Raw genomic sequence first — 25647 nt, forward strand, 5'->3', positions numbered from 1 at the left:
CTCGGAGATGTGTATAAGAGACAGCCTCCGGGCGGCGGCGCGTTTCGTCGTCTCCGCGGTCAGCAGAGGCCGCGCAGCTGCTCGATCAGCTTGATCCGGCCCGCCGCGTCCTCGGCCAGCGGCGTGACATTGAGCGTGGTGACACCCGCCGCCGCCATGGCCGCGATGCGCTCCTTGACGAAGCTCTCCGGGCCGATCAGCGACACGTCGCGGACGAGGTCGTCCGGCACGGCCTGCGCGGCGGCCTGCTTGTCGCCGGCCAGGTACAGCTCCTGGATGCGGTCGGCGGCGGCGCCGTAGCCGTACTTGGTGGCCAGCGTGTGATAGAAGTTCTTGCCCTTGGCGCCCATGCCGCCGATGTAGAGCGCCAGGTGCGGCTTGATGAATTCCAGCAGCGGGGTGACGTTCTCCCCGATCGCCAGCGGCGGACCCGCGAAGATCTCCAGGTCGCCCAGCGCCGGGTCGCGCTTGGCCTTGCCCGCGGCCAGCGCGTCGCCCCAGACGTCCTGCGCCTTCTCCGGCAGGAAGAAGATCGGCTGCCAGCCCTCGGCGACCTCGGCGGCCAGCTCCACGTTCTTCGGGCCCAGCGCGGCCAGCAGCACCGGAATGCGCTCGCGCACCGGACGATTGATCAGCTTGAGCTCTTTGCCCAGGCCGGTGCCGCGGTCGGCGGACAGCGGGATCTGGTAGTACTTGCCCTGGTAGTTGAGCTTCTCGCGGCGCCAGACCTGACGGCAGATCTCGACGAGTTCGCGGGTGCGGCCGATGGGGGCGTCGTAGGGCACACCGTGGAAGCCCTCGATGACCTGCGGGCCGGACGCGCCGATGCCCAGGATGAAGCGGCCGTCGGAGACGAAGTCCAGGCCGGCCGCGGTCATCGCGGTGAGGCTGGGGGTCCGGGTGTAGAGCTGCAGGATGCCCGAGGCCAGCTGCACGCGCTCGGTGCGGGCCGCCAGGAAACCCAGGGCGCTGACCGCGTCGAACGAGTACGCCTCCGGCACGAAGACGATGTCGAGTCCGGCGCGCTCCAGGTCGGCGACCTCGGCCGCGACCTCCTTGAACCCGCCCGAGTAGTTGATGCTCAATCCGATCCGCATGCCACCCAACATAGCCCCGCCGTCCCCGGCCACCCCGACCGGTCGGTCTGTCGTCGCAGGTGCTGGTCGGGCGGGGTAGGCGGGCGGGCACCCGGTAGCGTTGACAACGATTCCCACGCAGTTCTCGCCGCATCGAAAGGCCACCTCGTCGTGTCGCAGCCCACCGCCTCGCCGCAGCAGCTCGCCCCCTCCTTCGGTGCGGTGACCCTGGAGCACTATCTGTCGGAGCTGGGCGCGAAGGTCCCCGCGCCGGGTGGCGGCGCCGTCGCCGCGCTGCACGCCGCCCAGGCCGCGGCGCTGGTCGCGATGGTCGCGCGCTACACCACCCGGGCCAAGGACGCCGTGCACCAGCCGATCGTCGAGCGGATCATCGAGGCCGCCGACGCCGCGCGCGCCAGGTCGCTGGCGCTGGCCGACGCCGACGCCGCCGCCTTCACCGCGGTCGGCGCCGCCTACAAGCTGCCCAAGGACACCGACGCCGAGGTCGCCGCCCGCACCGAGGCGATCAATGCCGCGTTGGTGGAGGCGGCCCGGGTGCCCGCCGCCGTGGTCGACGAGGCCGACGAGATCCTCTCGCTGGCCGCCGAACTGCTGCCGATCGGCAACCCCAATGTGGTCACCGACATCGGCGCCGCCGCCGACGCGGCCCGCGCCGCGGCGATGAGCTCGCAGCTCAACATCGAGATCAATGTCGGCTCGCTGCCCGCCGCCCTTGGCGACGGCTTCGCCGCGGCGCTGCTGCGCGTCGACACGATCGCCGCGCGCGCCGACGCCCTGCACGCCGACGTGCTGCACGCCGTGCGCGGCTGACTCAGGCCGCGGTGAGCACGATCTTGCCGCGGACTCCACCGGCCTCGCCGAGCCGATGCGCGGCGGCGAGTTCGGTGAGCGGCAGGATCGTCGCGATGCGCACGTCGAGCTCGGCCCGGTCGACGGCGGCGGCCAGCTCGGTCAGCGCGGCCGTCGTCGGGTCGACATGGAACCGGCTGACCCGCGAATCCCGGTGCGTCCGCGGACCTTCCGCCGCGATCACCCGGCCGCCGGCGCCGAGCACGCGCAGTGACCGGTCGGTGGTGTCGCCCCCGACCAGATCGAGCACCAGATCGATGGCCCGGGTCGCGGTGGTGAAATCCGTCGTGCGGTAATCGATCGGCTCGTCGACGCCGAGTTCGCGCAGGTACTCGTGATTGGCGGCCCGCGCGGTGCCAACGACCCGCGCACCGCGGCGCGCGGCGAGCTGCACGGCCAGATGCCCGACGCCACCGGCGGCCGCGTGCACCAGAACCCGCTCCCCCGGCCGCACCGAGGCCAGCGCCTGCCAGGCGGTGAGCCCGGCGACCGGCAGGGCCGCCGCGCGCACCGGATCGAGCGAGGACGGCACCGCCGCCAGCCGATCCTGGTGCGCCACCACGTATTCGGCGTTCGCCCCGCCGAACACCATGCCGAACACGGTGTCTCCCGGCGCGAATCGCGTCGCGTCGTCGCCACGCTCGACGACGACACCGGCGACGTCGAGGCCGAGCACCAGCGGCGGCTCCCCGAGTGCGCGGATCAGGCCGCCGCGCAGCTTCCAGTCCGCGGCGTTCACGCTCGTGGCCACCAGCCGGACCAGGACCTCCCCCGGCCCCGGCGCGGGGCGCGGCACCTCCACCCGTTCGAATACGTCCGGTCCACCGAAGCTGCGCTGCGTCATCTGCCACATGCGGGCAAGTCTGCGCCGAGTGGTATCTCCACGGTAGTAGGCACCTTTCAGATACCGTGGTACCTCATGGATACCACCCGGGCGGCCGACGACCACGCGAGCTCGGTCGAGGCGTTCCTGCGCGACTGCCCGGCACGGCAATTGCTGGCCGTCCTGGCCGACAAATGGGTGCTGCTGGTGCTGGGCACCCTGCGCGCGGCGGACGGCCCGGTGCGGTTCAACGAGCTGCGCCGACGTCTCGACGGCATCACCCAGAAGATGCTCACCAAAACCCTGCGCGACCTGGAACGCGACGGTCTCGTGCGGCGCGCGGTCTACCCGACGGTGCCGCCCCGGGTCGAGTACACGATCACCGCGCTCGGGGCCGACCTGGGCCGGATCAGTCACGCCATGGGCACCTGGGTGGTCGAGCACCAGCACGAGATCACCGCCGCCAGAGCCGAATTCGACGCCGCCCAGACGATCGAGCCCGCGCCGCTGCCGCGCCTCGGCACTGTCCACTGAACCGGTATCGATGTGGGATCGATTCCAAGGGGTGCTCACCTGCGCGAACACAAGCCGACACTCCGGCAGGCCCGTCGGCCGTTACCACTTCGATAGGTCTAGTTGATCATGGCGGCCTAGACTTGGAATCCGCCTACGAGTGACCGAAGGGGTGGCGTTTATGAAGAGCGCACTTCGTTTCCTGTTCGTCGCGACCATGGCGGCACTGCTCGCCGCGTTCTGGTCCGGAGCCGCGTCCGCGGCCCTGATCGGAGGATCTCCGACCGCGACGGTCACCGCGATCTCCCCGGCGAACGGACAGGTAGTCGGCGTCGCCGCGCCGGTCACGTTCACCTTCGCGGCCCCGGTCACCGACCGGGCCGGCGCCGAACGCGCCGCCGCGATCCGCGCCACCGACGCGCTGCCCGGCACGTTCAGCTGGGTGGACAGCACCCACCTGCAATGGACACCGAGTACGCATCTGCCGACGAACTCACCGATCTCGGTCCGGTTCGGCGACCAGCGCACCGAGTTCCAGACCAACGGCGGCGTCTACGCCGAGGCGAATCTCTCGGCGCACACGTTCACCGTCAGCATCGGCGGGCAGGTCGTCCGGAACATGCCCGCGTCCATGGGCAAGCCCGGCTTCGAAACGCCCACCGGCAACTTCACGGTGCTGGAGAAGTTCCGCTCGGTGGTGTTCGACTCGCGCACCATCGGCATCCCGCTCGACGACCCCGAGGGCTACATCATCGACGGCGAATGGGCCGAACGCCTCACCTGGGGTGGCGTGTTCGTGCACTCGGCGCCGTGGTCGGTGGACTCGCAGGGGTACGCCAATGTCAGCCACGGCTGCATCAACCTCTCCCCCGACGACGCGGCCTGGTACTACGAAAACGTCGGCATCGGTGACCCGGTCTACATTCACTGGTGAGTAATTCCCTCGTGGCATTCGGCGTTCCCACCGTCAGCGCAGTATCGTGCCCGTAACGAAATCGTTGCGAGACGAACCTGACGGCGACAGCCTGATGAAGGTGGGGCGATGGATCGACCGGATGCACACAGACCGACCGGGGCTCGGCAGCACGACCCGGGGTCGGCTGGTGATCCGTTCACCCCGCCCCCGCGGTGGCGGCCCCATCGCGATCCGAGTGCGCCGCGCCCCCGCCGGCTGACCGAGGACGCGGATCCACAGCCCCGCAGCGGAGCCCGGCATCGCGTCGAGGGCGGGCCGACGACACCGGCCGGTATCCCAGTCATCTCGCTGTCGGCCGCGCACGCCGCACCCGACCGGTCGTCCGGGCGCGTCGTACCGACCGACAGCTACGCCACCGACCGGCTACCCATCGTCGGCGGACCGTTCGATCCTGGTGCGCGCCATGCCCTTCCGGACGTGCCGTTCACCCCGCCGGAGCCCGACAACGGCCCGGCGACCGACCGGCTGCCGATCATCACCCCCGACATCCCGGCTCCCGACGGCATCGACGCCCAGCCCGAATGGGTCACCGTCGCACCGGTTTCGCTCCCACCGCGCCCGACGCCCGACTACGGCGGCGACGACGAGGTGTTCGCGCGGATGATCGATCGATCCCGGCGCAAGCGCGTGCCGCGCTGGGTCGGACCGCTCGCGGCCTCGGTGGCCGGTGCGGTGCTGATCGGCGGCGGCTATCTCCAGTTGCGCGGTCCCGTCCCGGAATCCGCGGCGGCCAGCAGTCCCATCGAGCCCGCGCCCGCCGGTGCGGTCCCGGTCGCCGGGACCTGCCCCGCCGAGCTCGTCGGCAGCAAGATCCAGGGCAACGGTCCGGGCGGCACCGACAGCGGCGTCGCGGCGATCCTGGCGTTCCAGCACGCGTACTACGTCGCGCGGTCCGGTGATCAGGCGCGGACCCTGGTGTCCGGCGACGCCGCACTCCCCTCCGGCGCCGACATCCAGGCGGGTATCGACACGATCCCGGTGGGCACCACGCACTGCCTGAGCATCACGCCGGCGGCATTCGCGGGCCAGTACTTCGTGGTGATCACCGAATTCCGGCCGGACGCGGTGCCGATCATCTACAACCCGCAGCTGGTCGGCACCGCCAAGATCGGCACCAAGTACCTGATCACCTCGATCGGGCCGGTCCGCTAGACCCGATCGAGGACGCGAAAGCCGGTCAGGCGCGGGCCTTCTCGGCCGCCACGACCACGTGGCGCATCAGCAGCGCGGTGGTCACCGGGCCGACGCCACCGGGGACCGGGCTCAGCCCCGCCGCCTTGCCGTCGACCGTGGCCGCGTCGACGTCGCCGACGATGCCGCCGTCGGCGGATTCGTTGGTGCCCACGTCGATCACCACGGCGCCGTCGCCGATGTGCTTGCCGGTGACCAGCCCGATCCGGCCCGCGGCGGCGACCACGATGTCGGCGGGGGTGGTGACCGCGGCCAGGTCGGCGGTGCGCGAGTGCGCGACGGTGACGGTGGCGTTCTCGGCCAGCAGCAGCTGCGCCAGCGGCTTGCCGACGATGTTGGACCGGCCGACGACGGTCACCACGCGGCCCTGCAGCGCGATGCCGTGATGCTTCAGCAGCTCGACCACGGCCTCGGAGGTCGCGGGGACGAAACCGTCCAGGCCGGAGGCGAGCAGGCCCAGCGACAGCGGGCTGACGCCGTCGACGTCCTTGCTCGCGGCGATCGAGGAGCTCACGTCGTCGAGGCTGACTCCGGCCGGCAGCGGGGTCTGCAGCATGATCGCGTCGGTGGCCGGGTCGGCGCTGCGCGCGGCCAGCTCGGCGCGGATCGTCTCCGCGCTCGCGTCGGCACCGAGATCGATGCGCTCGCAGGCGATCCCGAGGCGCTCGGCGGCCTTGCGCAGGGAGTTCACGTACCAGGCGCTGGCCGGGTCGTCGTTGGCCACGATCAGCGCCAACGTCGGCGCGGTGCCCGCGGCGGTGAGCGCGGCGGCGCGCTCCTTCGTGTCGGCGTTGATGGCGGCGGCGAGTTCCTTGCCGGTCAGCGAAGCGGTATCCACGGTGCATCAGCTTATCCGCCGCTACCCGCGACCCCGACCACCGGGCGGCGACGCGCGGAACATCGTCGGGATCCGTGGCGGGCGCCGCACCCGGCCGTAGGGTGTCCGCAGCTCTGCCACAGCTCTGCCAGCACGTGCCGAACCGTTCGCGGGAAGGGTGTCGACTGTCGTGAAGATCTCGAGGCATTGGAAACAGCTGGCTGCCGCCGTCGCCGCGGCCGCCGCGATCACGAGCGCCGCCGTTCCCCCGGCCGGCGCCGAGGCCGACGTGACCGCGCTCTACAACTCCGCGCAGCGGCATTTCACCGACGGTGACGACAACGCGGGCCGCGCCGACCTGCGCGCGCTCATCGCCGCCGACCCGAACGACGTCGAGGCGCTGGCCCTGCAGGCGATCTGGTCGCACTACGCCGGTGACCACGCCGCGGTCGGCGAGGCGATGGCCCGCCTCGGCGCGATCGACGGTGGCATGGCGGCGGGCACCGGCAACGTGCTGCGCGCGGTGGGCGCGGCGGCCGCGACGCTGCCGAATCCGCTGCCCGCGCTGGTCGGCCCGCAGACCGGCATCGTCGTGCTCGGCTACGGCCTGCTGCCCGACGGCGCGCTGCGGCCCGAGCTGGAGAACCGGCTCACCGCGGCCTGGCTGCAGGCCGTCGCCGCGCCGTTCTCACCGGTGGTCGTCACCGGCGGCAATCCGCAGAACGGGATCTCCGAGGCGGAGGCGATGCGCCGCTGGCTGGTGGGCCGCGGCCTGCCGAACGAGCGGATCCACGTCGAGGACCGGGCCGGGTCCACGGTGCAGAACGCGCTGTTCAGCACCCGCCTGCTGCGCGACCTCGGCGCGACCAGCGCCGTGGTGGTGACCTCGCCGAACCACATCCGCCGGGCGGTCGCCGACTTCCTGGTAGCGGGCACCAATGTCGTCGGCGCGATGACCTCGCTCGAACAGCTCGTCTCGCAGCTGCCGCCGCCGGCGCGGGCCGCACAGCGCGGGATCTACCTGGACGCGACCCGCACGTTCGAGCTCGACAGCGCGCGCTGATCCGGGGGCGCGAGAAACCGGTTGTCGGGCACGCGACAATCGCTGCATGACTGTTTCCCCCCTCGACGACATCGTCGTCGTGCTGCGCTCGGCGGGCTGCGTGTTCGCCGAGGACGAGGCCGCGCTGCTGCTCGAGGCCGCCGACGGTGACACCCGCCGCCTCGACGATCTCGTGGCGCGGCGGGTCGCGGGGACACCGCTCGAATACCTGCTGGGCTGGGTGGCATTCCGCGGCCTGCGGGTCGGCGTGCGGCCGGGGGTCTTCGTGCCACGCCAGCGCACCGCGTTCCTGGTCGAGCGGGCGGTGGCAGGCGTGGCGCCGGGGGCGACGCGGGCGTGCGTGGTCGATCTGTGCTGCGGCTGTGGGGCGCTCGGGCTCTCGGCTGCCACCGAGCTCACCGCGCGCGGCTGCGAGGTCGAGCTCGTCGCCGCCGACATCGACCCGGTGGCGGTGGCGTGCGCCAGGGAGAATCTCGCGCCGCTGAGCGCGCCGGTGTTCGGCGGGGATCTGTTCGACGCGCTACCCGCCGATCTGCGGGGACGCGTCGACGTACTGCTGGCGAACACGCCGTACGTGCCGACCGAACGGGTCGCGGACATGCCGCCGGAGGCCCGCGAGCACGAACCGCTCGTCGCCCTGGACGGCGGGGCGGACGGGCTCGACGTCTTCCGCCGGGTCGCCGAGGGCGCGGCGAGCTGGCTCGCGCCGGGCGGCACCGTGCTGGTGGAAACCTCGACGGGACAGGTCGATACCGCGTGCGCGATGCTGGCCGCGCACGGTCTCACCCCGCGCGTCGAGCACTCCGAGGAGTACTACGCCACAGTCGTTCTCGGCACCCGCGCGGCCTGACGGCGCACCCCGGCACCGCGCGGTATCTGCAGTCGATGCAATGACGCGCACCGCGCACCGGAACGGCGATGCCCCCGGCCGACACTCGCGTCGGACGGGGGCATCGCGGTCCAGCGGCTACTTGCGGCCGGTGAACTGATCCATCGAGTGGTACACGCCGACGGCGTTGAGGTAGAAGTCGCGCACCTTGATCGGCAGCAGGCCGGTGAGCGCGCGGTTCATCCGCGAGGTCCACGGCAGCACCACCAGCGCGCCACCGTTCTTCATCTCCCGCCACGAGGTCTCGACGACGTCGTTCTGCTCGAGCATCGGCGTGAACAGGATGCCCTTGGCGCCGTCGAACATGCCGGTGTTGATGTAGGTCGGGCAGACCGTGGTGACCTTCACGTGGTCGTGGCCCGCCTGCTCGAGTTCCAGGCGCACCGAGTCCGACCAGCCCAGCGCCGCCCACTTCGACGCCGCGTAGACGGCCATGCGCGGGTTGGCCACCAGACCGGCCGAGGACGCGATGTTGAGGATGCGCGCCTGACCGGCACCGGCGACCATGCCCGGCAGGAACTCGAGGGTGACATACATCGGGGCCAGCGAGTTGATCGCCATGGTCTTGTCGATGTCGGCGCGGTTCTCGGTTTCCCAGAAGTAGGTGTTGCCCCGCACGATCCCGGCGTTGTTGACCAGGATGTCGATCCCGCCGATCTCCTTGCGCACCGCCTCGGCGGCCTCGCGGATCGAATCCTGCGAGGACACGTCGACGACGTGCTGGTGCACCTTGCCGCCCAGGGCGGTCAGCTGCGCCGCGGTCTCGCGCAGCGTCAGCTCGTTGACGTCCCACAGCACGACCGCGTCGGCGCCCTCGCGGACCGCCGTCTCGGCGAACAGCCTGCCCAGGCCCATGGCGGCGCCGGTGACCAGCACCCGCTTGCCCGCGACCGAATCGAGTTTCATGAAATGCCTACCCCTGCTTCGTTTTCCGTACGCGTCACTTCTGGCGAAGTGTCTTCATGACGCCGAAGACCAGCGTCATGGTCTTGGCCCACATCTGCTCGGACATGCCCGGCAGCGGCGCGATCGGCAGCACCCGCTGGACCGCGATGGTCTGGGTGTCGACGTACTTCAGCAGTCCCTCGGGACCGTGGCGACGGCCCTGACCGGAGATGCCGAGACCACCGGACGGCGCGTCGACGCTGCCCCAGGCCGCGATGAAACCTTCGTTGACGTTCACCGAGCCGGCGTTGATCCGGGCCGCGACGGCCTTGCCGCGCTCGGCGTCCTTGCTCCACACGCTGGCGTTGAGGCCGTAGGCGGTGTCGTTGGCGGCCTCGATCGCGTCCTCGTCGGAGTCGACCTTGTACACCGACACGACCGGACCGAAGGTCTCCTCGCGGTAGACCGTCATGCCGGGCGCCACATCGGCGAGCACGGTGGGCTCGTAGAAGTACGGACCCAGGTCGGGACGGGCGCGGCCACCGGCGAGCACCTTGGCGCCCTTGGCGACGGCGTCGTCGACGTGCGCGGTGACGGTGTCGAGCTGACGCTGGAAGGTCAGCGAGCCCATGTCGCGGCTGTAGTCGAGCTCGCCGCCGAGGGACATGTTCTTGACGTTGCCGACGAACTCGGCGACGAACTGGTCGTAGACCGCGGCGTCGACGTAGATGCGCTCCATCGACTCGCACAGCTGGCCCGCCGAGGAGAAGCAGGCGCGCACGGCCAGCTTGGCCGCCTTGGAGACGTCGGCGTCGGCGAGCACGAGCAGCGGGTTCTTGCCGCCGAGCTCGAGCGAGTAGCCGATCAGGCGCTCACCGGCCTGCTGGGCGATGGTGCGGCCGGTGGCGCTGGAACCGGTGTAGTCGACGTAGTCGGCGCGGGCGATCACGTCGCCACCGATCTCGCGGCCACGGCCGAGGACCGCCTGCCACAGCCCGCGCGGCAGGCCCGCGCGCTCGGCGGCGTCGATGGCCCACAGCGCCGACAGCGCGGTCTGGTTGTCCGGCCGGGCGATCACGGCGTTGCCCGCGACCAGGGCGGGCAGGGCGTCGGAGGCCGACAGCGCGAGCGGGTAGTTCCACGGCGAGATCACCGCGACGACGCCCTTGGGCCGGTTGCGCACCTCGACCGAGGTGAGCACCGGCAGCACGCCGCGCGGCTTGCGGTCGGCGAGCAGCTTGGGCGCGACGGCGGCGTAGTAGCGCGAGTTCAGCGCGACATCGCCGACCTCGTCGAAGGCGTGCGGGCGGGACTTGCCGGTCTCGGTCTGCACGATGTCGAGAATGGTGTCCTGCTCGGCCAGGACGATGTCGTGGAAGCGGCGCAGGATCTCCACCCGCTGCTTGACCGGCACCTTGGCCCAGTCGCGCTGCGCGTGGCGGGCCACGGCGAAGGCGCGGTCGATGTCCTCGATCGAGGACTGCGGCAGGTCACCGATCTTGTGTCCGGTGGCGGGAGCGAAGATCGGCACCGACGGCGCGCCACCCGCGACACCACGGTCGAACAGGGGCTTGACCAGCGCGGTCGGCAGCGCGGTTGGTTCGGCGGTCAGCTCGGGGGCTGTCGTCATTGTCGGCCCTTCTCCTCAACAGATGGGTCGCGCGGAGCGATCGCGCAGGTTCGGCTATTTGCTGAACACTAGTGTTAGATTAATGGTTCGAGCCGGTGCCGTGTCAAGCTTTCCGTGGACGTCTCGCGGTTGTGAGGAGGTGCGATGTCCGGTGATTCCGCCACGGTGCGCCGTGGGCGTCCACCGCAGACCCGGGAGCAGGCCGACGAGGTTCGCGCCCGGATCGTCGAGGCGACGGCCGCCGTGTTCGCCCGCAACGGGTCGCGCGGGCTCAGCGTCGCCCAGATCATCGAGCAGGCCGGGCTGGCCAGGCCGACCTTCTACCGCTACTTCGGCAATGCCGCCGAGCCGCTGCACGTGGTCCTCACCGCCTCCAACGACGGCCTGGTCGGCGCGATCCGCGACGCGCTGTCGGGCACCGACGAGCCGGTCCAGCTGGGCATCCGGCTGATCGACGCCTTCATCGACTGGGCGCGCGGTCACGGCCCGATGCTGCGTCCGCTCTTCGCCGAGCTGCACGACCCCGCCTCCCTGGTGTCGGCCTACCGCGAACGCGCCCTCGACGACATCCGCGCCCTGGTCCGCAAGACCTTCGTCGAGCTGGGCCGCCCGGTGCCCACGCCCCTGGACATGGACACGGCGCTGCACGTGTGCGAATACGTCGTCTATCGCCTCACGATGGGCACCGAGCCCGGCAGCGACCCCGATCCGGTGCTGGATTCCGAAGCGCGGATCACGATGATCCGCGTCCTGCTGGTCACCCTCGGCACCCGCGACGACCTCGCCTACGCCATGGAACTGCCCGGCCTGTTCCCCGAGCCCTGAGGCTCGTCTCGGGGGCCTCGCGCCCCGACCGACCTGCCCTCGGCCCTGGCCTATCCGGCGGAAGCCGATTGCTCGCGCTCGGCGGTGGTAGCCGTCAGAACCAGCGCGAACGCGAGCAGGGCCGCGCCGGTCCAGGCGACAGGTGTGAGTCGTTCGCCGAGGAGGACGACGGCGAGCAAGGTGGCGGTCAGGGGCTCGAGCAGGGTGAGGACCGCGGCGGTGGCGGCTCCCGCGGCGGGCAGGCCGTGGAAGAACAGGGCGTAGGCGACGGCGGTGGGTGCCAGACCGAGGACGGTGACGGCCAGCAGGTTCGCCGGGGTCGGGGTGACGGCGAGGCCGGTCGTCGCGGCCGGGACGGCGAGAAGCGCCGCGCCGCCGAGGAATCCGTAGCCGGTCGCGGTCACCGCGTCGAGACCGGGGACGGGGTGGGCGGTGACGAGGGTGACCGCGGCGAAGGCGGTGGCGGCGACCAAAGCCAGCGCGACGCCAGCGACCAGGCCCGACGCGCCCTCGGCCGGAACGCCGGCCAGGATCGTCAGGCCGGCGATCGCCAGCGCGAGAATCGCGCCGCGCCCGCGGTCGAGCCGACGACGGCCGGTCACGTGGTCGGCCAGCGCGACGACGACGGGGGCCGCGCCGATGGTGACCAGGGTCGCCAGGACGACCGAGGACGCGGCGATCGCGGCGAAATAGCAGGCCTGGAATGTCGCGGCCAGCGCGCCGACGGCGCCGATCCGCCGCAAGGCCGCCCGCCCCCGCGGGATGCCGCGGCACCCGAGCAGCGAGACGACCACCAGGATCGCGCCGCCGACACCGAGCCGATAGGTGGCGACCGCGATCGGGGCGAGGCCGGTGCGCTGCTGGACGAGGGATCCGAGCAGGCCGCCGGTACCCCACAGCACACCGGCGGCGACGAGCGGGACCAATCCACGCCGGGCGGGCGCGGACACGGAAGAGGAAACAGACATCAGGGAATTCGCTCCTGCGACAGAGGGATGAGGTCGCGGAAACGAGGTGCGAACAGCGGCCGTGCGGGCACACGCCATCGACGCCCGAGCGGTGAACGGCGCCGCGCCTACCCGGCGGGTGGCACGCGCCCTCGGGGCACCTCGCTCAGGAGGCGGGCGGCGGCGTGGAGCGGAAACGCTGGTGCACGTGGTCATCGTACCCGGCGCGCTGCACACAGAATCTCCACATTTGACGACGGAACCCTCCACACCCGCTCGCTAGGGTCTGTCCATGGACATCAGTGGGGGCGGGACCGGAGCGCCCGCGCGGCGCATCCTCGTCGTGGACGACGAGGTGACGATCGCCGAGTCGGTCGCGGCGCGATTACGCGCGGAGGGCTTCACCGTGGAGGTGGCCCACGACGGTCCGGGCGCGGTGGCCGCGGCCGCCGCGGGGGAACCGGACCTGGTGGTGCTCGATGTGATGCTGCCCGGTTTCGACGGGCTCGAGGTGTGCCGGCGCATCCAGGCCGACCGGCACGTCCCGGTGCTCATGCTCACCGCCCGCACCGACGAGACCGACCAGCTCGTCGGCCTCGGGGTCGGCGCCGACGACTACCTGACCAAGCCGTTCTCGATGCGGGTGCTGGCCGCCCGCGTGCACGCCCTGCTGCGGCGGGTCGACCGGGCCGCCGAGCGCGGCGAGAGCGCCATCGTCGTCGGCGATCTGCGGATCGACCTCGCCGAGCGGCGGGTCTGGCGGGGCGCGACCGAGGCCAAGCTGACCCCGCTGGAATTCGACCTGCTGGCCCGCCTCGCCCAGCGCCCCCGCGCGGTCCTGGCCAGGGAGCGACTGCTCGAGGACATCTGGGACTGGTCGGACGCCTCGGGCACCCGCGCGGTCGACAGCCACATCAAGGCCCTGCGCCGCAAGCTCGGCGCCGATCTGATCCGCACCGTGCACGGTGTCGGCTACGCCCTGGACGCGCGATGAGCGAGCTGTCCGCGGACGCCCCGCGCACCTTCCTCGACCGGGTGGCCGACCGGATGCCCCGGCCGCTGGATCCGCTGCGCTCGATCAAGATGAAGCTGGCCGTGCTCATGGTGTGTTCGGGCGCGGTCGCGTTCGCCTACTTCTGGTTGCGGATCGGCTGGCTGCCGACGTTCACCACGCTCACCGCCATGATCATCGCGCTGGTCACCTCGCAGTTCCTCGCGCACGGCATCACCCGTCCGCTGCGCGAGATGACCGCGGCCGCGCGGCGGATGGCGCACGGCGACTACAGCTTCCGGGTCAGGGCCAGTTCCCGCGACGAGGTGGGTCAGCTCGCGACCGCGTTCAATCAGATGGCGGCCGACCTGGCCGCGGCCGATCGCCAGCGGCGCGACCTCATCGCCAATGTCTCGCACGAACTGCGCACGCCGGTGACGGCCTTGCACGCGGTGCTGGAGAACATCGTCGACGGGGTCAGCGAACCCGATCCGGCGACGCTGCGGACCGCGCTGGCCCAGACCGAACGCCTCGGCCTGCTCGTCTCCGAGCTGCTCGACCTGTCCAGCATCGAGGCGGGCGCGTTCACCCTCGATCGCGAGAACCTGCCGCTGGCACCGCTGCTGGCGGAGGTGATCGCCGAGGCCGAGGTGATGACGGCCGCGCTCGGCCGCGGTGTCCGCTTCACCACCTCGATCGCGCCCGCCGAGGCGACCGTGCGCGCCGACCGGGCCCGCCTGCACCAGGTGCTGTTCAACCTGCTCGACAACGCGGCAAGGCACGGGCCCGCGGGCGGCGAGGTCCGCGTGTCCGCGCTGGCCGTGCCCGGCGCGACCGTGCTCGAGATCCAGGACGACGGTCCCGGCATCCCGGAAGCCGACCGCGCCACCGTCTTCGACCGTTTCACCCGCGGCGGGCGCACCGACGGCGGCGGCACCGGCCTCGGCCTGGCCATCGCCCGCTGGGTGATCGACCTGCACGGCGGCACCATCGCCGTCGCCGACCCCGGCTCCCGTATCCGCGTCGTCCTGCCCACGGACTGACCCGACCACATCCCGACCCACCATCCCGGACGCCACGTCCCGGGACGATCCCGCACACCCATCGGAGGGGACATGACCGACGAATCCGCCACCCCGCGAACACCGGACCAGCCCGCGACCGGCGCCACGGCGACAAAGACCGGACCCGCGCCCGGCGCCACGGCGACGAAGACCGAACCCGCGCCCGGCGCCTCGGCGCCACCGAAGGGCGACCCGCCGCCGTGGACCGCGGGCTGGCAGTCGGCGGCCGTCCTGCCGCCGATGCCGAAGGCTCCCGCGCTGCCACCGCCCCCGCCACCGGTCCACCGGCGCCGGTTCCACGTCGCCCGCCCGGCCGGCGTCCTGCCCGCCGCCGCCGTCGCCGGAATCGTCGGCGCGACAGTCATTCCCCTCGACCGCCCCGGCCTCGGCTGGCTCCTCGCCGGTGGCGTCATCGCCGGCGCGCTGGGCATCGTCGACCACCGAGCCCGCACCCACACCTCGACCGCGCCGAGCCCGATCCCCGGTGCCGCGACACCGAACGATGCGGCCGCCGCACCGGCCCGCACTGCCGCACCGGACACTGCACCGAATTCGCCTGCCTCCATGGCGGATTCCCCGAGCGATCCGGTCACTGCGAACGCGGAGACCGCACCCACGGTCTCGAAGTCGGCCCCGGCCGATCCCACTCCGTCACAGGACACCCCCGCACCGGGTGACACTTCCGCCGCCCCGGCAGCGATCGGTCGGTCGGCCATCGAGACCACACCGGGAGCGCCGACCTCGGGCCGCACCGGCACGCCGCCGACCCCGGCCGGCTCTGAGCCGGCTGGCACGAAGCCGATCCCGACAGGTCACCCGGAGCTATCCGGTGCGACCTCGACCGCGACAGACCACCCGGACCCATCCGATGCGACCCCGACCGCGAGCGTCGATTCCGCGGTAGCGGCCGGGCGGGTGGCGGGTGAGCCGTCGTCGAGTACGCCGACACCGCCGAGCGCGAGCTCCTCGGAGCCGGTCGGCGCGACCAAGCCCCCGGCGGGTCCCCCGGAAGCGTCCCGTGCGGCCCCGATCGCCGCGACGGTGGCGCCGGCCGGGACCGCTTCGGCGTTCGAACCCGTGGTCGCCCGGCATCGGCTGTGGTGGACCGCCGCGGCGCTCGTGCTGCTCGGGGTCGGGACGTTCCGGGCGGCGGGGTGGCTGTTCGTGCTGTGTGTGCTGGCGGCGGGTGTCGCGGGCTCGCTGGCGGTGCTGGGGCGCAGGACCGGTCGTGGAATCGCGCACGACATGGTGGCGGTGCCGCTGGCCTCGTTCGAGGCGGTGCCGTGGGCGTTCTCGGGGTTGCGGGACACGCGGCCGGCGGAGCTGTCGAGTCTGCGGCGCTACGGTGCGTCGGTCGCGGTGACGGCCGCGCTGCTGGTGGTGTTCGTGCCGCTGCTCGGCGGCGCGGACGCGACCTTCGCCGAATTGCTCAGCGGGCTGGTGCCGTCGATCGACGCGGCCACCGCGTGGCAGTGGATCCTGCTGTTCGCGGTGATCGGGATGGGCGCGCTCGGCGGGCTGTACCTGCTCGCCGGACCGCTCGCGGCGGGCACCGAGACGCGCCCGATCCGGTTGTGGTCGCGCAGTGAATGGGTGCTGCCGGTCGGCGCGCTGACCGTGCTGTTCGCCGCGTTCCTCGGTGCCCAGTTCGTCGCCCTGTTCGGTGGTGACGACTACGTGCAGCGCACCGCCGGTCTCACCTACGCCGAGTACGCGCGCAGCGGCTTCTGGCAGCTCTCGGCGGTGAGCATCCTGACCCTGGCGGTGATCCTGGCGGTCCTGCACTGGGCGTCGCAGGAGACGGCCGCCGACCGGCGCTGGCTGCGGATCCTGCTGAGCGCGGTGAGCGTGCTGGCGCTGGTGATCGTCGGCTCGGCGCTCGCCCGGATGTGGACCTATCAGCAGGCCTACGGCTTCACGGTGCTGCGCCTGCTGGTGGAGGTGTGTGAGCTGTGGGTCGGCCTGGTCTACGTGCTCGTGCTGGTCGCGATCGCCCGGTTGCGCTGGCGCTGGGTGCCGCGCGCGGCGGTCGGCACCGCATTGGCCACCCTCATCGCGCTCGCCGTGCTCGACCCGGAACAGTTCGTCGCCGAACGCAATATCGCCCGCTGGGAAGACGGAAAGCGGCTCGACTCCGAGTACCTGAGCACCCTGTCCCCGGACATCCTGCCCGCGCTGACCCAGCTGCCCGCCGGGCTGCGTGCCGACATCGAGGACCCGATCCGCGCCGATCTCGACGACGACCACTGGTGGTCGTGGAACCTGTCCCGCAGCTCGGCGCGCTGACGCTACGGCTGGGTGCTCCGGGACAGTCCGCTGGCCCGGAGCACCCGTCGTCCGATGGCTGCGCGAATGGATTCCTCGGTGCCGATGATGCGCACATGGGTGCGGGCGCGGGTGATCGCGGTGTAGAGCAGTTCCCTGGTGAGCAGCGTGGATTCCGGTTCGGGCAGGACGACCGAGACGGTGTCGTACTGGCTGCCCTGACTGCGGTGGATCGTCATCGCGAACACCGTGACCACGGCCGGGAACTGGGTCGGATGGACGAGATAGGGCTCGCTGCCGCGTTGCAGCGCGGCGCGCAGCGATCCGTCGGGCCGCCGGACGATGACGCCGGTGTCACCGTTGTAGATGCGGGCCTCGTGGTCGTTCGCGGTGACCAGCAGCGGCTGCCCGGGATACCAGACCGCCTGCGGCCCTTCGGGTCCCGCACCCCCGGCCGCGGCCCACTCGGCGGCCATCCGGTCCCACCGCTCCACCCCGAACGGCCCCTGCCGATGCGCGCAGAGCAGCCGATGCGATTCCAGTGCGGTCAGCGCGCCCACCGCGTCGCCGGTGTTCGCGGCCGCGGTGACGGCCAGTGCCGCGCTGGTCACGTCGGCCCGCACCGCCGCGGTCTCGTCGGGCGCGCACAGCGACACGTCCGCGCCGCCCGCCCGCAGGATGGCCAGCGCGGCATCCGCGTCCCCCGCGCGCACCGCGACGGCCAGGTCGGCGATCCGGCCGCCGAAGCGCCGACCGCGCGTCAACCGCACGATGCCGCCCCGCAGACGGCGCTGTTCCAGCGCGCTCAGCGACTCCGGATCCGGTTGCGCCCCAGCATGATCGGCGACCTCCGCCGCATCCTCTCCCCCGGGAGCCGAATCGGATCGCAGCAGCTCCGACAGGGCGGGGTTCGGCGCACCGCTGATCGGCCCCGCGACCAAATCCGCCAGCACCGCACCGGCATCGACGGAGGCGAGCTGATCCGGGTCGCCGACCAGGACGAGGCGGGTGTCGGTGCGCAGGGCCGAGAACAGGTGGCTCATCATCGTCAGGGAGACCATCGACGTCTCGTCGACGACGACCACGTCGTAGGGCAGCCGATTGTGTTCGTGGTGGCGGAATCGCGTGGTGCGGCCGCGCTGCCAGCCGAGGAGGCGGTGCAGGGTGGCGGCGGTCAGTTCGGGAAGTCCCAGTTCGGCGGCTTGTTCGCGCACCGCTTCCTGTAGGCGCGCGGCGGCCTTGCCGGTCGGCGCGGCGAGCGCGATCCGCAGGGCGGGGAGTTTCGGGGTGGCGCGGCGGTGGGCGGTGAGCAGCGCGAGGATGCGGGCGATGGTGTGGGTCTTGCCGGTGCCGGGGCCGCCAGCGACGACCGTGGTCCAGTGGGTGGCGGCGAGCGCGGCGGCCAGTCGCTGCCGGTCGGGCCCGGCGCCGAGGGGGTCGGCGAACAGGCGGTCCAGTTCGGCGCGTACGAGGACGGAGTCGATCTCCGGGTGGTCGGCGCTGCGTTCGGTGAGTACCCGCCGCAGCGTCTGTTCCTGCTGGTAGTACCGGTCGAGGTAGAGCAGCGCACCGCCCTCGGCGTCGGCTTCGACCAGGCGCAACGGGCGCAGCGGTCCGGCCTGCCCACCGCGGATGAGCGGACTGCGGCGCAGCGCGGCGAGCACCCGATCGGTGTCGGGCCAGGGCAGCGTCGCCGGATCGATTCCCGCTGCGGTGTCCCGGCTTTCGTCGGCGTCGATACCGATCTCGCGCATGCGGGCCAGTTCCAGGCACACCGAGCCCGACCGCACCGCGCGCACGGCCAGCGCCGCCGCGAACAGCACGTCCTCGCTGTCCTCCCGGCCCATCCGCCCCAGCCGCACCGCGACATGCACATCCGCGGCGGACAGCACCCCGGCTTCATTGAACACCCGCAGCAACCCGGTGCCCCGCTGCGCCACCTGAATCGACGTCATCGACCGACCTCCCCCGAGCACACCCGGTCCACGGGTGGCGTCGCCCGTCGCCGAGCAGGCGACACAGCGACCGGACGACGCGGGCACCGCCCGCGAGCCCTCATCGTGGTTCTCCCGCGAGCAGATCCGACAGCGCGACAACCAGTTCCGCGGGCGGCTGCCAGTCGAACACACCGTGGCCCGCCGGAGTGGCGGCACCGATCATGCCGCGCACGAACAGATACCGCGCGCCACCGAGATGCCGGGCCGGGTCGTAGCCGGGCAGCCGCCAGCGCAGGTAGCGGTGCAGCGCCACCGCGTACAGCAGGGCCTGGAGCGGGTAGTGCGAGCGGATCATCTCCGTGACCATGTGCTCGCGCCGGTAGTGCTCGACGGTGAGATCACCGGTGCCGAGCCGGTTCGTCTTGTAGTCGACGATCAGATAGCGGTGCCCGCCCGTGCCGTCGGGTACGCGCAGCACGGCGTCGATGCTGCCGGTGAGGTAGCCGCGCAGCACCGTGTCGGGCAGCGCGGACAGATGGTCGGCGTACCCGGCCAGCACATCGTCTCCGGGCAGGTGGAGCCGCAGCAGGTCAGCGATGCCGTGCATCCCCGCCGATCGCGCGCCCGGGGTGTCGCCCCCACCGAGTGGCAGTTCGAATTCCAGTTCGCACAGGCGATCCCGGGTCGAGACGGCGGCGAGGGAACCGAAATCGGCGGGGGTGCGCAGGACTTCGAGCAGGGCGGTGGCCAGCAGCTCGACATCCAGTTCCGCCATGGTGTGCTCGACCGCCTCCACGCAGCGGGCGGCGACCTCGGCGGCGAGATCCGGCGCCGAGGTGTCGACGGCTTCCAGGATGCCGTGCACCAGGGTGCCGAACTCGGCGCCGTAGGGCAGCGCGTTCATCAGCGACGGCGCACCGGTGCCGCCGGCGGGGGCGTCGAGTGGCGCCTCAGCCGGTTCGTCGTCGGGTCCCGGCCCGTCCTCGGGTTCCTCCTCGCCGACCCCCGCGAGATCGTGCGCGCCCGCGGTGAGCGCGGAATACGAGGTCCGCCGCCACTGCTGATCGAGGACCCGGGTGAATCCCGCGACGGCCAGCTCACCGCTCGGCAGCTCGGTCCTGACCCGGCGCGGCTCGACATCGTCGGGCCGGTTCACCGCGGTCACCGAGATCACCTCGGCCGCGGGCGCCGCCCACTCAGTGAGGCGTTGCACCGCCGCGGTATCCGCCGGGATGTCGGCGCGGCGCGGCACCTGGGCCGAACCCGGGCGCCGCCCCAGGATCATCCGGTGCAGCGGCGCGGCCGCGGTGGTGACGGCGGGCGCCCACCAGGCGACCACCTGGCACATGGCCCGGGTCAGCGCGACGTAGAGCAGCCGCAGCTCCTCCCCCGATTCCTCGGCCTCGCAGCGCAATTGGCGCTCGCCGTAGCCGGGCGCCTCCTTGCCGCCGATGTCGAGCACCCTGGTGCCGTTGTCGTCGTGGAACAGCAGCGTCGCCGGATACGGGTTCTTGGCGCTGTCCCACGCGAAAGGCAGGTACACGAGCGGGAATTCGAGCCCCTTGCTGGCGTGCACGGTGGCGATCTGCACGGCGGCGGCGTCCCGGTCGAGCCGTCTGCTGCGGCCGCTGACGCTGCCCGCCTCCGGATCCCGGACCCGATCGGCCAGCCAGCGGGTCAGCGCGGTCAGCCCGAGCCCTTCGGCGAGGGCCACCTCGTCGAGCAGTTGCGCGAGGTGGCGCAGATCGGTGAGTTCGCGTTCGCCGTTCTCCACCGCGAGCAGCCGCGGCGCGAGATCGGTCTCGGTGGCGAGCTTGTCGAAGACGGCCGCGAATCCCGCGCGGGCGAACAGCCGCGCGGCCTCCCGCAGCTGGGTGGACACCCGGCCGACGAGATCGGCTCCGCCCGCGTCGATCTCGGCCACGGTGACGCCCAGGATCGGCGTGCAGGCGGCCAGCCGGACCCGGTCGCCGCGATGCGGTTGCTCCAGCGCGCGCAGCACCCACAGCCAGTCGGTGGCGGCCACGGTGGCGAAAACGCTGGTGCCACCGGCCAGCACAGACGCGACCCCGACCCGGTCCAGCGCGGCCCGCACCACATCGATCTGGGTCCGGGTACGCACCAGCACCGCGATGTCACCGGGCCCGATCGGCCTGCGCACCCGGCCGTCGCCGACCTCGGTGAGCGAATGATCCACGCCCCGTTCCGGTTTGGCCTCGATGGTGGCACCGGACTCGAGCAGGGTGACGATGTCGGCGGCCAGGTCGTCTGCCACCTTCGCCCGCTGCCTGCCGACCGAGGGGAACCCCGACCGGTTGCGTGGGCCGGCGCCGGTGCGCGGCAGCACCCGCAGCCGCAGCGGGGTGATCACCGCCGGGTCACCGTGCAGGCGGGTCGCCGGGCGGGTCGGTGTCACGGGGTAGACGCTGATCTCCGGGTGCCCGAGTTCCGCACCGCCGCACAGGTGGTCGAGCGCGCGCAGCAGTCCGGCGTCGCTGCGCCAGTTGCGGGTCAGTTCGCTGCGCCGTTCGGCCAGCGCGACCGCGTCCAGGTAGCTGAGCACCTCCGCGCCGCGGAAGGCGTAGATGGCCTGCTTCGGGTCGCCGACCAGGACCAGGGTGGCGTGTTCGTGGAAGGCCAGGCGCAGGATGTCCCATTGCAGCGGGTCGGTGTCCTGGAACTCGTCGACCAGCGCCACCCGGTACCGCTGCCGGATCCGCGCGCAGGCCCGTGGCCCGTGCTCCGGATCGGCGAGCACCTCGTGCAGCAGCACCAGCAGATCGTCGAAATCACGCAGTCCCGCACGGCGTTTGCGGCGCTCGGTCTCCGCGCGCACCGCCGTCGCGAAGGCCACCCGCTCGCCCGCGGCACCGTCGGTGCGCGGCGCGAGCTCGGCGTGGCGGTCGTGCACGGCGGCCAGCGCGAGGGTGTGCGCCTCGCGCAGCGTGAACGGCGCGCGGTCGCGGGCGTAGCGGGCCAGGTAGAGGTCGTCGGCGACGGTGGCGACCAGGTCGTCGACCGATTCCACCAGCCGCGCGCCCGGATCGTGTTCGCCCGCCAGCCCCAGCTCGTCGAGCATCCGCTGGCAGAACGAGTGGGTGGTGGCGATGGTGCCCGCGTCGAAATCGGCCAGGGCGGTGAGCAATCGGTGCCTGCGCAGCCGCAGCGTCGCGGGATCGGTGTCGGCCAGCCCGCGCACCAGCTCGTCGGGGTGGGCGCGCGCGACGCCCGGATCGGCGAGCGCGGCCGCGACCGTCACGAAACGGTCCCTGGTGCGTTCCCGCAGTTCCTGGGTGGCGGCGCGGCTGAAGGTCACCAGCAGCAGCTCGGTGATACCGACGCCCGCCTCGGCGACGTAGCGCACCGCGAGACCGACGATGGCGTGTGTCTTCCCGGTCCCCGCGCTCGCTTCGAGCACCGTGGTGCCCACCGGCAACGGCCCGGCCGCGTCGAAGGCGGCGGGCGCCGACATCGTTCCCGTCACGGTTGCCCCTGACTCTCGGCCGCCAGCAGCGGCGCCCACCAGCGACGCGCGATCGCGCCGAACCGCGTGCTCTCGGGCTCGCCCGCCCGGGCGGGGGCGGCGGCGAAGCGGTCGAAGCGCGGCGCGCGGCCCCACACATAGCGCAGGTAGCGGTCGGTGTGGTCGCCGAACTTGTCGGGTCCGTTGGGGCCGCCGTCGAAGGCGTGCTCGGCGGCGAGCAGGGCGTCGGCCACACCGTCGCCCCGGAAACGGCGTTCGGCGTAGGCGGCGGTGGCGGCGGGCGCGACCGGGAGCGGTTCACACAGCCCCTCGTCGCGCAGCCGGACCAGGTCGCGCAGGACCGCCAGCGCGGCGGGGGCCTCGGGCGCCACGATCACCGACCGGGCGACCGGCCTGCTGCGGAACTGACCGCGGCCGGTGCTGATCGCGCGCCACGACCGGTCCTCGGTCGCGGCCAGCGCGAGCAGCGAAACCCACGCGGCCAGGCGATGTTTCGGCGCCAGCCGGGAGTAGGTGGTGCGCACCAGGGTCTCGCCGCGGACCTCGGGCACGGTGCCTGCCAGGGTACGGCCGTTGCCGAGGTCGATGGCGATGTCGACCGCGCGCGGGCTCGCCTCGTAGTCGGGCTGGGCGGTGCGCACGAGGGTGTCGACGGTGCCCTCCACCTCGTCGAGGACCGCGCCGCCGAACGCGAAGGGCGGCAGCGTGCCACGCCGCCACTCGGCCGCGCGCAGGCCGGCGGGGTCGGCGCCGGTGAGCCGGGCCGACAGCATCCGCTCGCCCAGATCCCATTTCGCCAGGCCGTCGAGTTCGATGGGCAGCTGCTCGGCGATGTCCTCGGCTTCCTCGGGCACCCGCAGCCCGAGCCGCTGCCACAGGAACGCGCGCACCGGATGCTCGGCGAACGCGATCAGCTCCGCCAGCGCCACATCGGCCTGCGGGACCGGCGGCAGCGGCTCGGTCAGCAGCGGCGGACGCGGCCGCGCGGGCCGGGCGGCGGCGCGGGCACCCGCCAGCGCGACGGTGTCGAAACTGCGCGGCCGCTCGGGGGCGAAATTGCGGCGATCGAAGGCTTGCAGGGGATGGCGGATGTGCACCGCGTCCAGCGCGTCCGGACCGACGTGCGCGGCGAGGACGTCGAGCAGCTCGGCCACCGGCACCGCGGGCGGGCGCGCGGCGCCGGTCACCGGATCGGCGCCGGTGTGCAGGATGAGCAGCCGCTCGCCCGCCGCCATGATCGCGTCGAGCAGTAGCTGACGGTCCTCGCTGCGGGCATCGCGTTCGCCGACGAGTGGGTCGCGGGCCAGCAGGTCGTCACCGTCGACGGTGCCGGGGCGCGGGAAGACGTCGTCGTCGAGGCCGAGCAGGATCACCACCCGGTGCGGCACCGACCGCATCGGGACCAGCGTGCACACCGTGAGCTCACCGGTGCGGAAGTTCGCCCGGCCGGGCCCACCCGCCAGGCGACCGGTCAGCAGCACCGCGACATCGGCCAGGCGCAGCGGCGTCTCGCCCGCGTGCTCGGTGGCGGCGACGATCTCGCGGCGCGCCTCGGTGCGGATCCAGGAGTGCGCGTCGGGCACGTCGGTGAGCAGGTCGACCGCGCGCAGCAGCACCGTCGTCCACTCGGCGGCAGGCCGGGGGCCGCGCAGATCGCGCAGGCAGACGGCGAGCCGGTCGACGAACTCGGCGAAGCGACCCGCCAGGTCGACGTCGTTGGAGTCGACGTCGTCGAGTGGCAGGGCCAGGTCCAGCCAGTCGTCGCCGGACTCGTCGGCGGTGACGCCGAGCAGGATCCGGTCGACCGCGGCGTTGAGGGTGTTCTGCGCGAAGTCGGCCAGGCCGAACGCCTCGCGCTGGCGCTGCCCGATCCCCCACCGGGCGCCGGACTCGGCGGCCCACTCGCGCAGCCGCTCGATGTCGTCGTCGTCGAAACCACAGCGCCTGCGGACGGTCTCGCTCGCCGCCAGGTCCAGCACCTGCGTCACCGTGACGCGACCGTCGGCGAGGTCGAGCAGCTCGATGACCACCGCGAGCATCGGATTGGTGACCGCCCGGCCGCGGTCGGCGAGGCGCACCCGCAGCTGGTGAGCCGGGTGCTCGCCCTCGACGGGCAGGTCGACGGCGCCGGTGCCGCGATGACCGAAAGCGGCCCGGACCAGCGGCGCGTAGGCCTCCACGTCCGGGCACATGATCAGCACGTCGCGCGGTTGCAGCTCCGGGTCGGCGGCGAAGGCGGTGAGCAGCAGATCGCGCAGCACCTCGACCTGGCGGGCGGGGCCGTGGCAGGCGTGGATCTCGACGGTGCCGTCCGCCGTCGCGCCCCCAGCGGGGACTCGGTCGGCGCGGATCGCGGCTTGCACGGTGCCGAGCAGGGTGGCGTCGGCGGATTCGCCGGGGAGGTGGATCGTGCTGTGCAGCACCGGGTTCAGCCGCTGTTGGAGTTCCCGGACGTCCCTGGCCAGGCCCGACAGGAGCGGGTGCTGGACGAGATCGGCCGTGTCGTCGGCCGCGCGCGGTAGCACCGGCGCGCCCGCGCCACCCGCCGACAGCGCCGTCCACATCGCGGGACTCGGATGGGCCAGCCAGAGGTGGACGTCGCGGTGCTCGGCCAGGGCGACGAGGACCGCGAGCTGGTCGGCGGGCAGCCGGGTGAGGCCGAACACGGAGATCCGCGCGGGCAGGTCGACCGTGTCGGGGTCGGCGCGCAGCCTTGCGCACGCCGCGGCGAGCCGTTCGGCCGGACTCGGCGAGCCGACGGCCGCGCGCAGTGCCCGCCACAGCCGCGGCTGCCAGGTGAGGTCGTCGGGGACCGGGCCACCGGCGCCGTCGGTGTCGATGCCCGCGGCCCAGTCGAGGATCAGCTGCGGACGTTGCGCGGCGTAGGAGTCGAACAGGGCGGCCAGGTGCGCGGCCGTGGCGTAGCGCCTGCCCACCCGATGCCCCGCGCCGGGCAGGCCGAGGTGCCGGGCGAGCACCGCCGCCCACGGCTCGCCTGCGACCTCGTCGATCACGCCGAGCAGGGTCCACACCAGTCGCTGCCCCACCCACGGATCGTCGGCGGGCGCGACCCCGCTCGCCGCGGACAGCACCTCCGCCACCAGCGCCGTCGGCGCGGGGAAGGCGATATTGGCGGCCACGCCGTCCCCGGCGCCCGCCACGCCGAGCACGCCGGAGAGCCGCTGCGCCAGCCAGCGCTCCACCCCCTTCGCCGGGACCGCGACCACCTCGGTGGTGAACGGGTCGGCCGGCGCGTCACCGAGCACCCGCCCCAGTCCGTCGGCCAGCGCGTCGGCGCGTTCGGCGCGATGGAGGTGCAACGGCATCCGTCGTTTATACGCCCAGCGACCGACCCGCAATCGTGCGGCCCCGCCGTCACCACCGCGCAGGGCAAGTGAAAT

The 25647-nt window shown here is 72.7% G+C and carries 19 protein-coding genes; 10 read left to right on the plus strand and 9 right to left on the minus strand.

Going from position 1 to position 25647, the window contains the following annotated elements; all coding sequences use genetic code 11:
• Window positions 1–59 precede the first annotated feature (59 nt).
• On the minus strand, window positions 60–1097 hold the full coding sequence (locus ACFVW6_RS33095; RefSeq protein ID WP_378830328.1) for an LLM class F420-dependent oxidoreductase: 1038 nt from the start codon (window positions 1095–1097) through the stop codon (window positions 60–62).
• Between the two features lie 150 nt (window positions 1098–1247).
• On the opposite strand from ACFVW6_RS33095, the gene ACFVW6_RS33100 reads away from it, so the two are divergent.
• Window positions 1248–1907: a cyclodeaminase/cyclohydrolase family protein gene (locus tag ACFVW6_RS33100; protein ID WP_355275687.1), complete on the plus strand. Its 660-nt coding sequence runs from the start codon at window positions 1248–1250 to the stop codon at window positions 1905–1907.
• Between the two features lies 1 nt (window position 1908).
• Here ACFVW6_RS33100 and ACFVW6_RS33105 read toward each other — a convergent pair whose 3' ends face one another.
• Window positions 1909–2799 (minus strand): NADP-dependent oxidoreductase, encoded by an 891-nt coding sequence (locus ACFVW6_RS33105; protein ID WP_378830326.1) that lies wholly within the window; start codon window positions 2797–2799, stop codon window positions 1909–1911.
• Window positions 2800–2865: 66 nt separating this feature from the next.
• On the opposite strand from ACFVW6_RS33105, the gene ACFVW6_RS33110 reads away from it, so the two are divergent.
• The 3 genes from ACFVW6_RS33110 to ACFVW6_RS33120 all read left to right on the plus strand — a co-directional run bounded on the left by ACFVW6_RS33110 (window position 2866) and on the right by ACFVW6_RS33120 (window position 5410).
• Entirely contained in the window at window positions 2866–3303 is a 438-nt protein-coding gene (locus ACFVW6_RS33110) for a winged helix-turn-helix transcriptional regulator (RefSeq protein ID WP_378830325.1), read from the plus strand.
• A 160-nt stretch (window positions 3304–3463) separates the two neighbouring features.
• Window positions 3464–4216: a L,D-transpeptidase family protein gene (locus tag ACFVW6_RS33115; RefSeq protein ID WP_378830323.1), complete on the plus strand. Its 753-nt coding sequence runs from the start codon at window positions 3464–3466 to the stop codon at window positions 4214–4216.
• 459 nt (window positions 4217–4675) lie between these two features.
• Window positions 4676–5410 carry a hypothetical protein gene (locus ACFVW6_RS33120; RefSeq protein ID WP_378830322.1) on the plus strand — a complete coding sequence of 245 codons (735 nt, stop codon included), beginning with the start codon at window positions 4676–4678 and terminating at the stop codon, window positions 5408–5410.
• A 25-nt stretch (window positions 5411–5435) separates the two neighbouring features.
• On the opposite strand, the gene ACFVW6_RS33125 is transcribed toward ACFVW6_RS33120, so the two are convergent.
• A complete protein-coding gene (locus tag ACFVW6_RS33125) occupies window positions 5436–6287 on the minus strand; it encodes a bifunctional 5,10-methylenetetrahydrofolate dehydrogenase/5,10-methenyltetrahydrofolate cyclohydrolase (RefSeq protein ID WP_355275697.1) in 852 nt (283 codons plus the stop codon).
• Between the two features lie 169 nt (window positions 6288–6456).
• On the opposite strand from ACFVW6_RS33125, the gene ACFVW6_RS33130 reads away from it, so the two are divergent.
• Window positions 6457–7329 (plus strand): YdcF family protein, encoded by an 873-nt coding sequence (locus tag ACFVW6_RS33130; protein ID WP_378830320.1) that lies wholly within the window; start codon window positions 6457–6459, stop codon window positions 7327–7329.
• A gap of 46 nt (window positions 7330–7375) precedes the next feature.
• Window positions 7376–8179, plus strand: coding sequence for a putative protein N(5)-glutamine methyltransferase (locus ACFVW6_RS33135; protein ID WP_378830319.1), 804 nt, complete (start codon window positions 7376–7378; stop codon window positions 8177–8179).
• 117 nt (window positions 8180–8296) lie between these two features.
• On the opposite strand, the gene ACFVW6_RS33140 is transcribed toward ACFVW6_RS33135, so the two are convergent.
• Both ACFVW6_RS33140 and ACFVW6_RS33145 read right to left on the minus strand, forming a co-directional pair.
• Window positions 8297–9124: an SDR family oxidoreductase gene (locus tag ACFVW6_RS33140; protein ID WP_355275702.1), complete on the minus strand. Its 828-nt coding sequence runs from the start codon at window positions 9122–9124 to the stop codon at window positions 8297–8299.
• Between the two features lie 34 nt (window positions 9125–9158).
• Complete coding sequence (locus ACFVW6_RS33145) at window positions 9159–10733, minus strand: succinic semialdehyde dehydrogenase (protein WP_378830317.1); 1575 nt, start codon at window positions 10731–10733, stop codon at window positions 9159–9161.
• Between the two features lie 144 nt (window positions 10734–10877).
• Between ACFVW6_RS33145 and ACFVW6_RS33150 the strand changes: the two genes are divergently transcribed.
• Entirely contained in the window at window positions 10878–11558 is a 681-nt protein-coding gene (locus tag ACFVW6_RS33150; RefSeq protein ID WP_355275705.1) for a TetR/AcrR family transcriptional regulator, read from the plus strand.
• A 50-nt stretch (window positions 11559–11608) separates the two neighbouring features.
• On the opposite strand, the gene ACFVW6_RS33155 is transcribed toward ACFVW6_RS33150, so the two are convergent.
• Entirely contained in the window at window positions 11609–12526 is a 918-nt protein-coding gene (locus ACFVW6_RS33155) for a DMT family transporter (protein ID WP_378830316.1), read from the minus strand.
• A gap of 271 nt (window positions 12527–12797) precedes the next feature.
• On the opposite strand from ACFVW6_RS33155, the gene ACFVW6_RS33160 reads away from it, so the two are divergent.
• From ACFVW6_RS33160 to ACFVW6_RS33170, 3 genes are all read left to right on the plus strand, one after another.
• Window positions 12798–13499 (plus strand): response regulator, encoded by a 702-nt coding sequence (locus ACFVW6_RS33160; RefSeq protein ID WP_378830315.1) that lies wholly within the window; start codon window positions 12798–12800, stop codon window positions 13497–13499.
• The gene (locus tag ACFVW6_RS33165) at window positions 13496–14539 is read left to right on the plus strand and encodes an ATP-binding protein (protein WP_378830313.1); all 1044 of its coding nucleotides are present in this window, start codon (window positions 13496–13498) and stop codon (window positions 14537–14539) included. Before ACFVW6_RS33160 ends, ACFVW6_RS33165 begins: the two co-directional genes overlap by 4 nt.
• Before the next feature lie 72 nt (window positions 14540–14611).
• Entirely contained in the window at window positions 14612–16846 is a 2235-nt protein-coding gene (locus ACFVW6_RS33170) for a DUF4153 domain-containing protein (RefSeq protein WP_378830312.1), read from the plus strand.
• Between the two features lie 2 nt (window positions 16847–16848).
• Here ACFVW6_RS33170 and recD read toward each other — a convergent pair whose 3' ends face one another.
• From recD to recC, 3 genes are all read right to left on the minus strand, one after another.
• Complete coding sequence (gene recD / locus ACFVW6_RS33175) at window positions 16849–18780, minus strand: exodeoxyribonuclease V subunit alpha (RefSeq protein ID WP_378830310.1); 1932 nt, start codon at window positions 18778–18780, stop codon at window positions 16849–16851.
• A 100-nt stretch (window positions 18781–18880) separates the two neighbouring features.
• Window positions 18881–22234, minus strand: coding sequence for a UvrD-helicase domain-containing protein (locus ACFVW6_RS33180; protein ID WP_378830524.1), 3354 nt, complete (start codon window positions 22232–22234; stop codon window positions 18881–18883).
• An 8-nt stretch (window positions 22235–22242) separates the two neighbouring features.
• The gene (gene recC, locus ACFVW6_RS33185) at window positions 22243–25572 is read right to left on the minus strand and encodes an exodeoxyribonuclease V subunit gamma (protein ID WP_378830309.1); all 3330 of its coding nucleotides are present in this window, start codon (window positions 25570–25572) and stop codon (window positions 22243–22245) included.
• Between the last annotated feature and the right edge of the window lie 75 nt (window positions 25573–25647).

This window comes from Nocardia sp. NPDC058244 (genome assembly GCF_042882065.1).
Lineage (GTDB): Bacteria > Actinomycetota > Actinomycetes > Mycobacteriales > Mycobacteriaceae > Nocardia.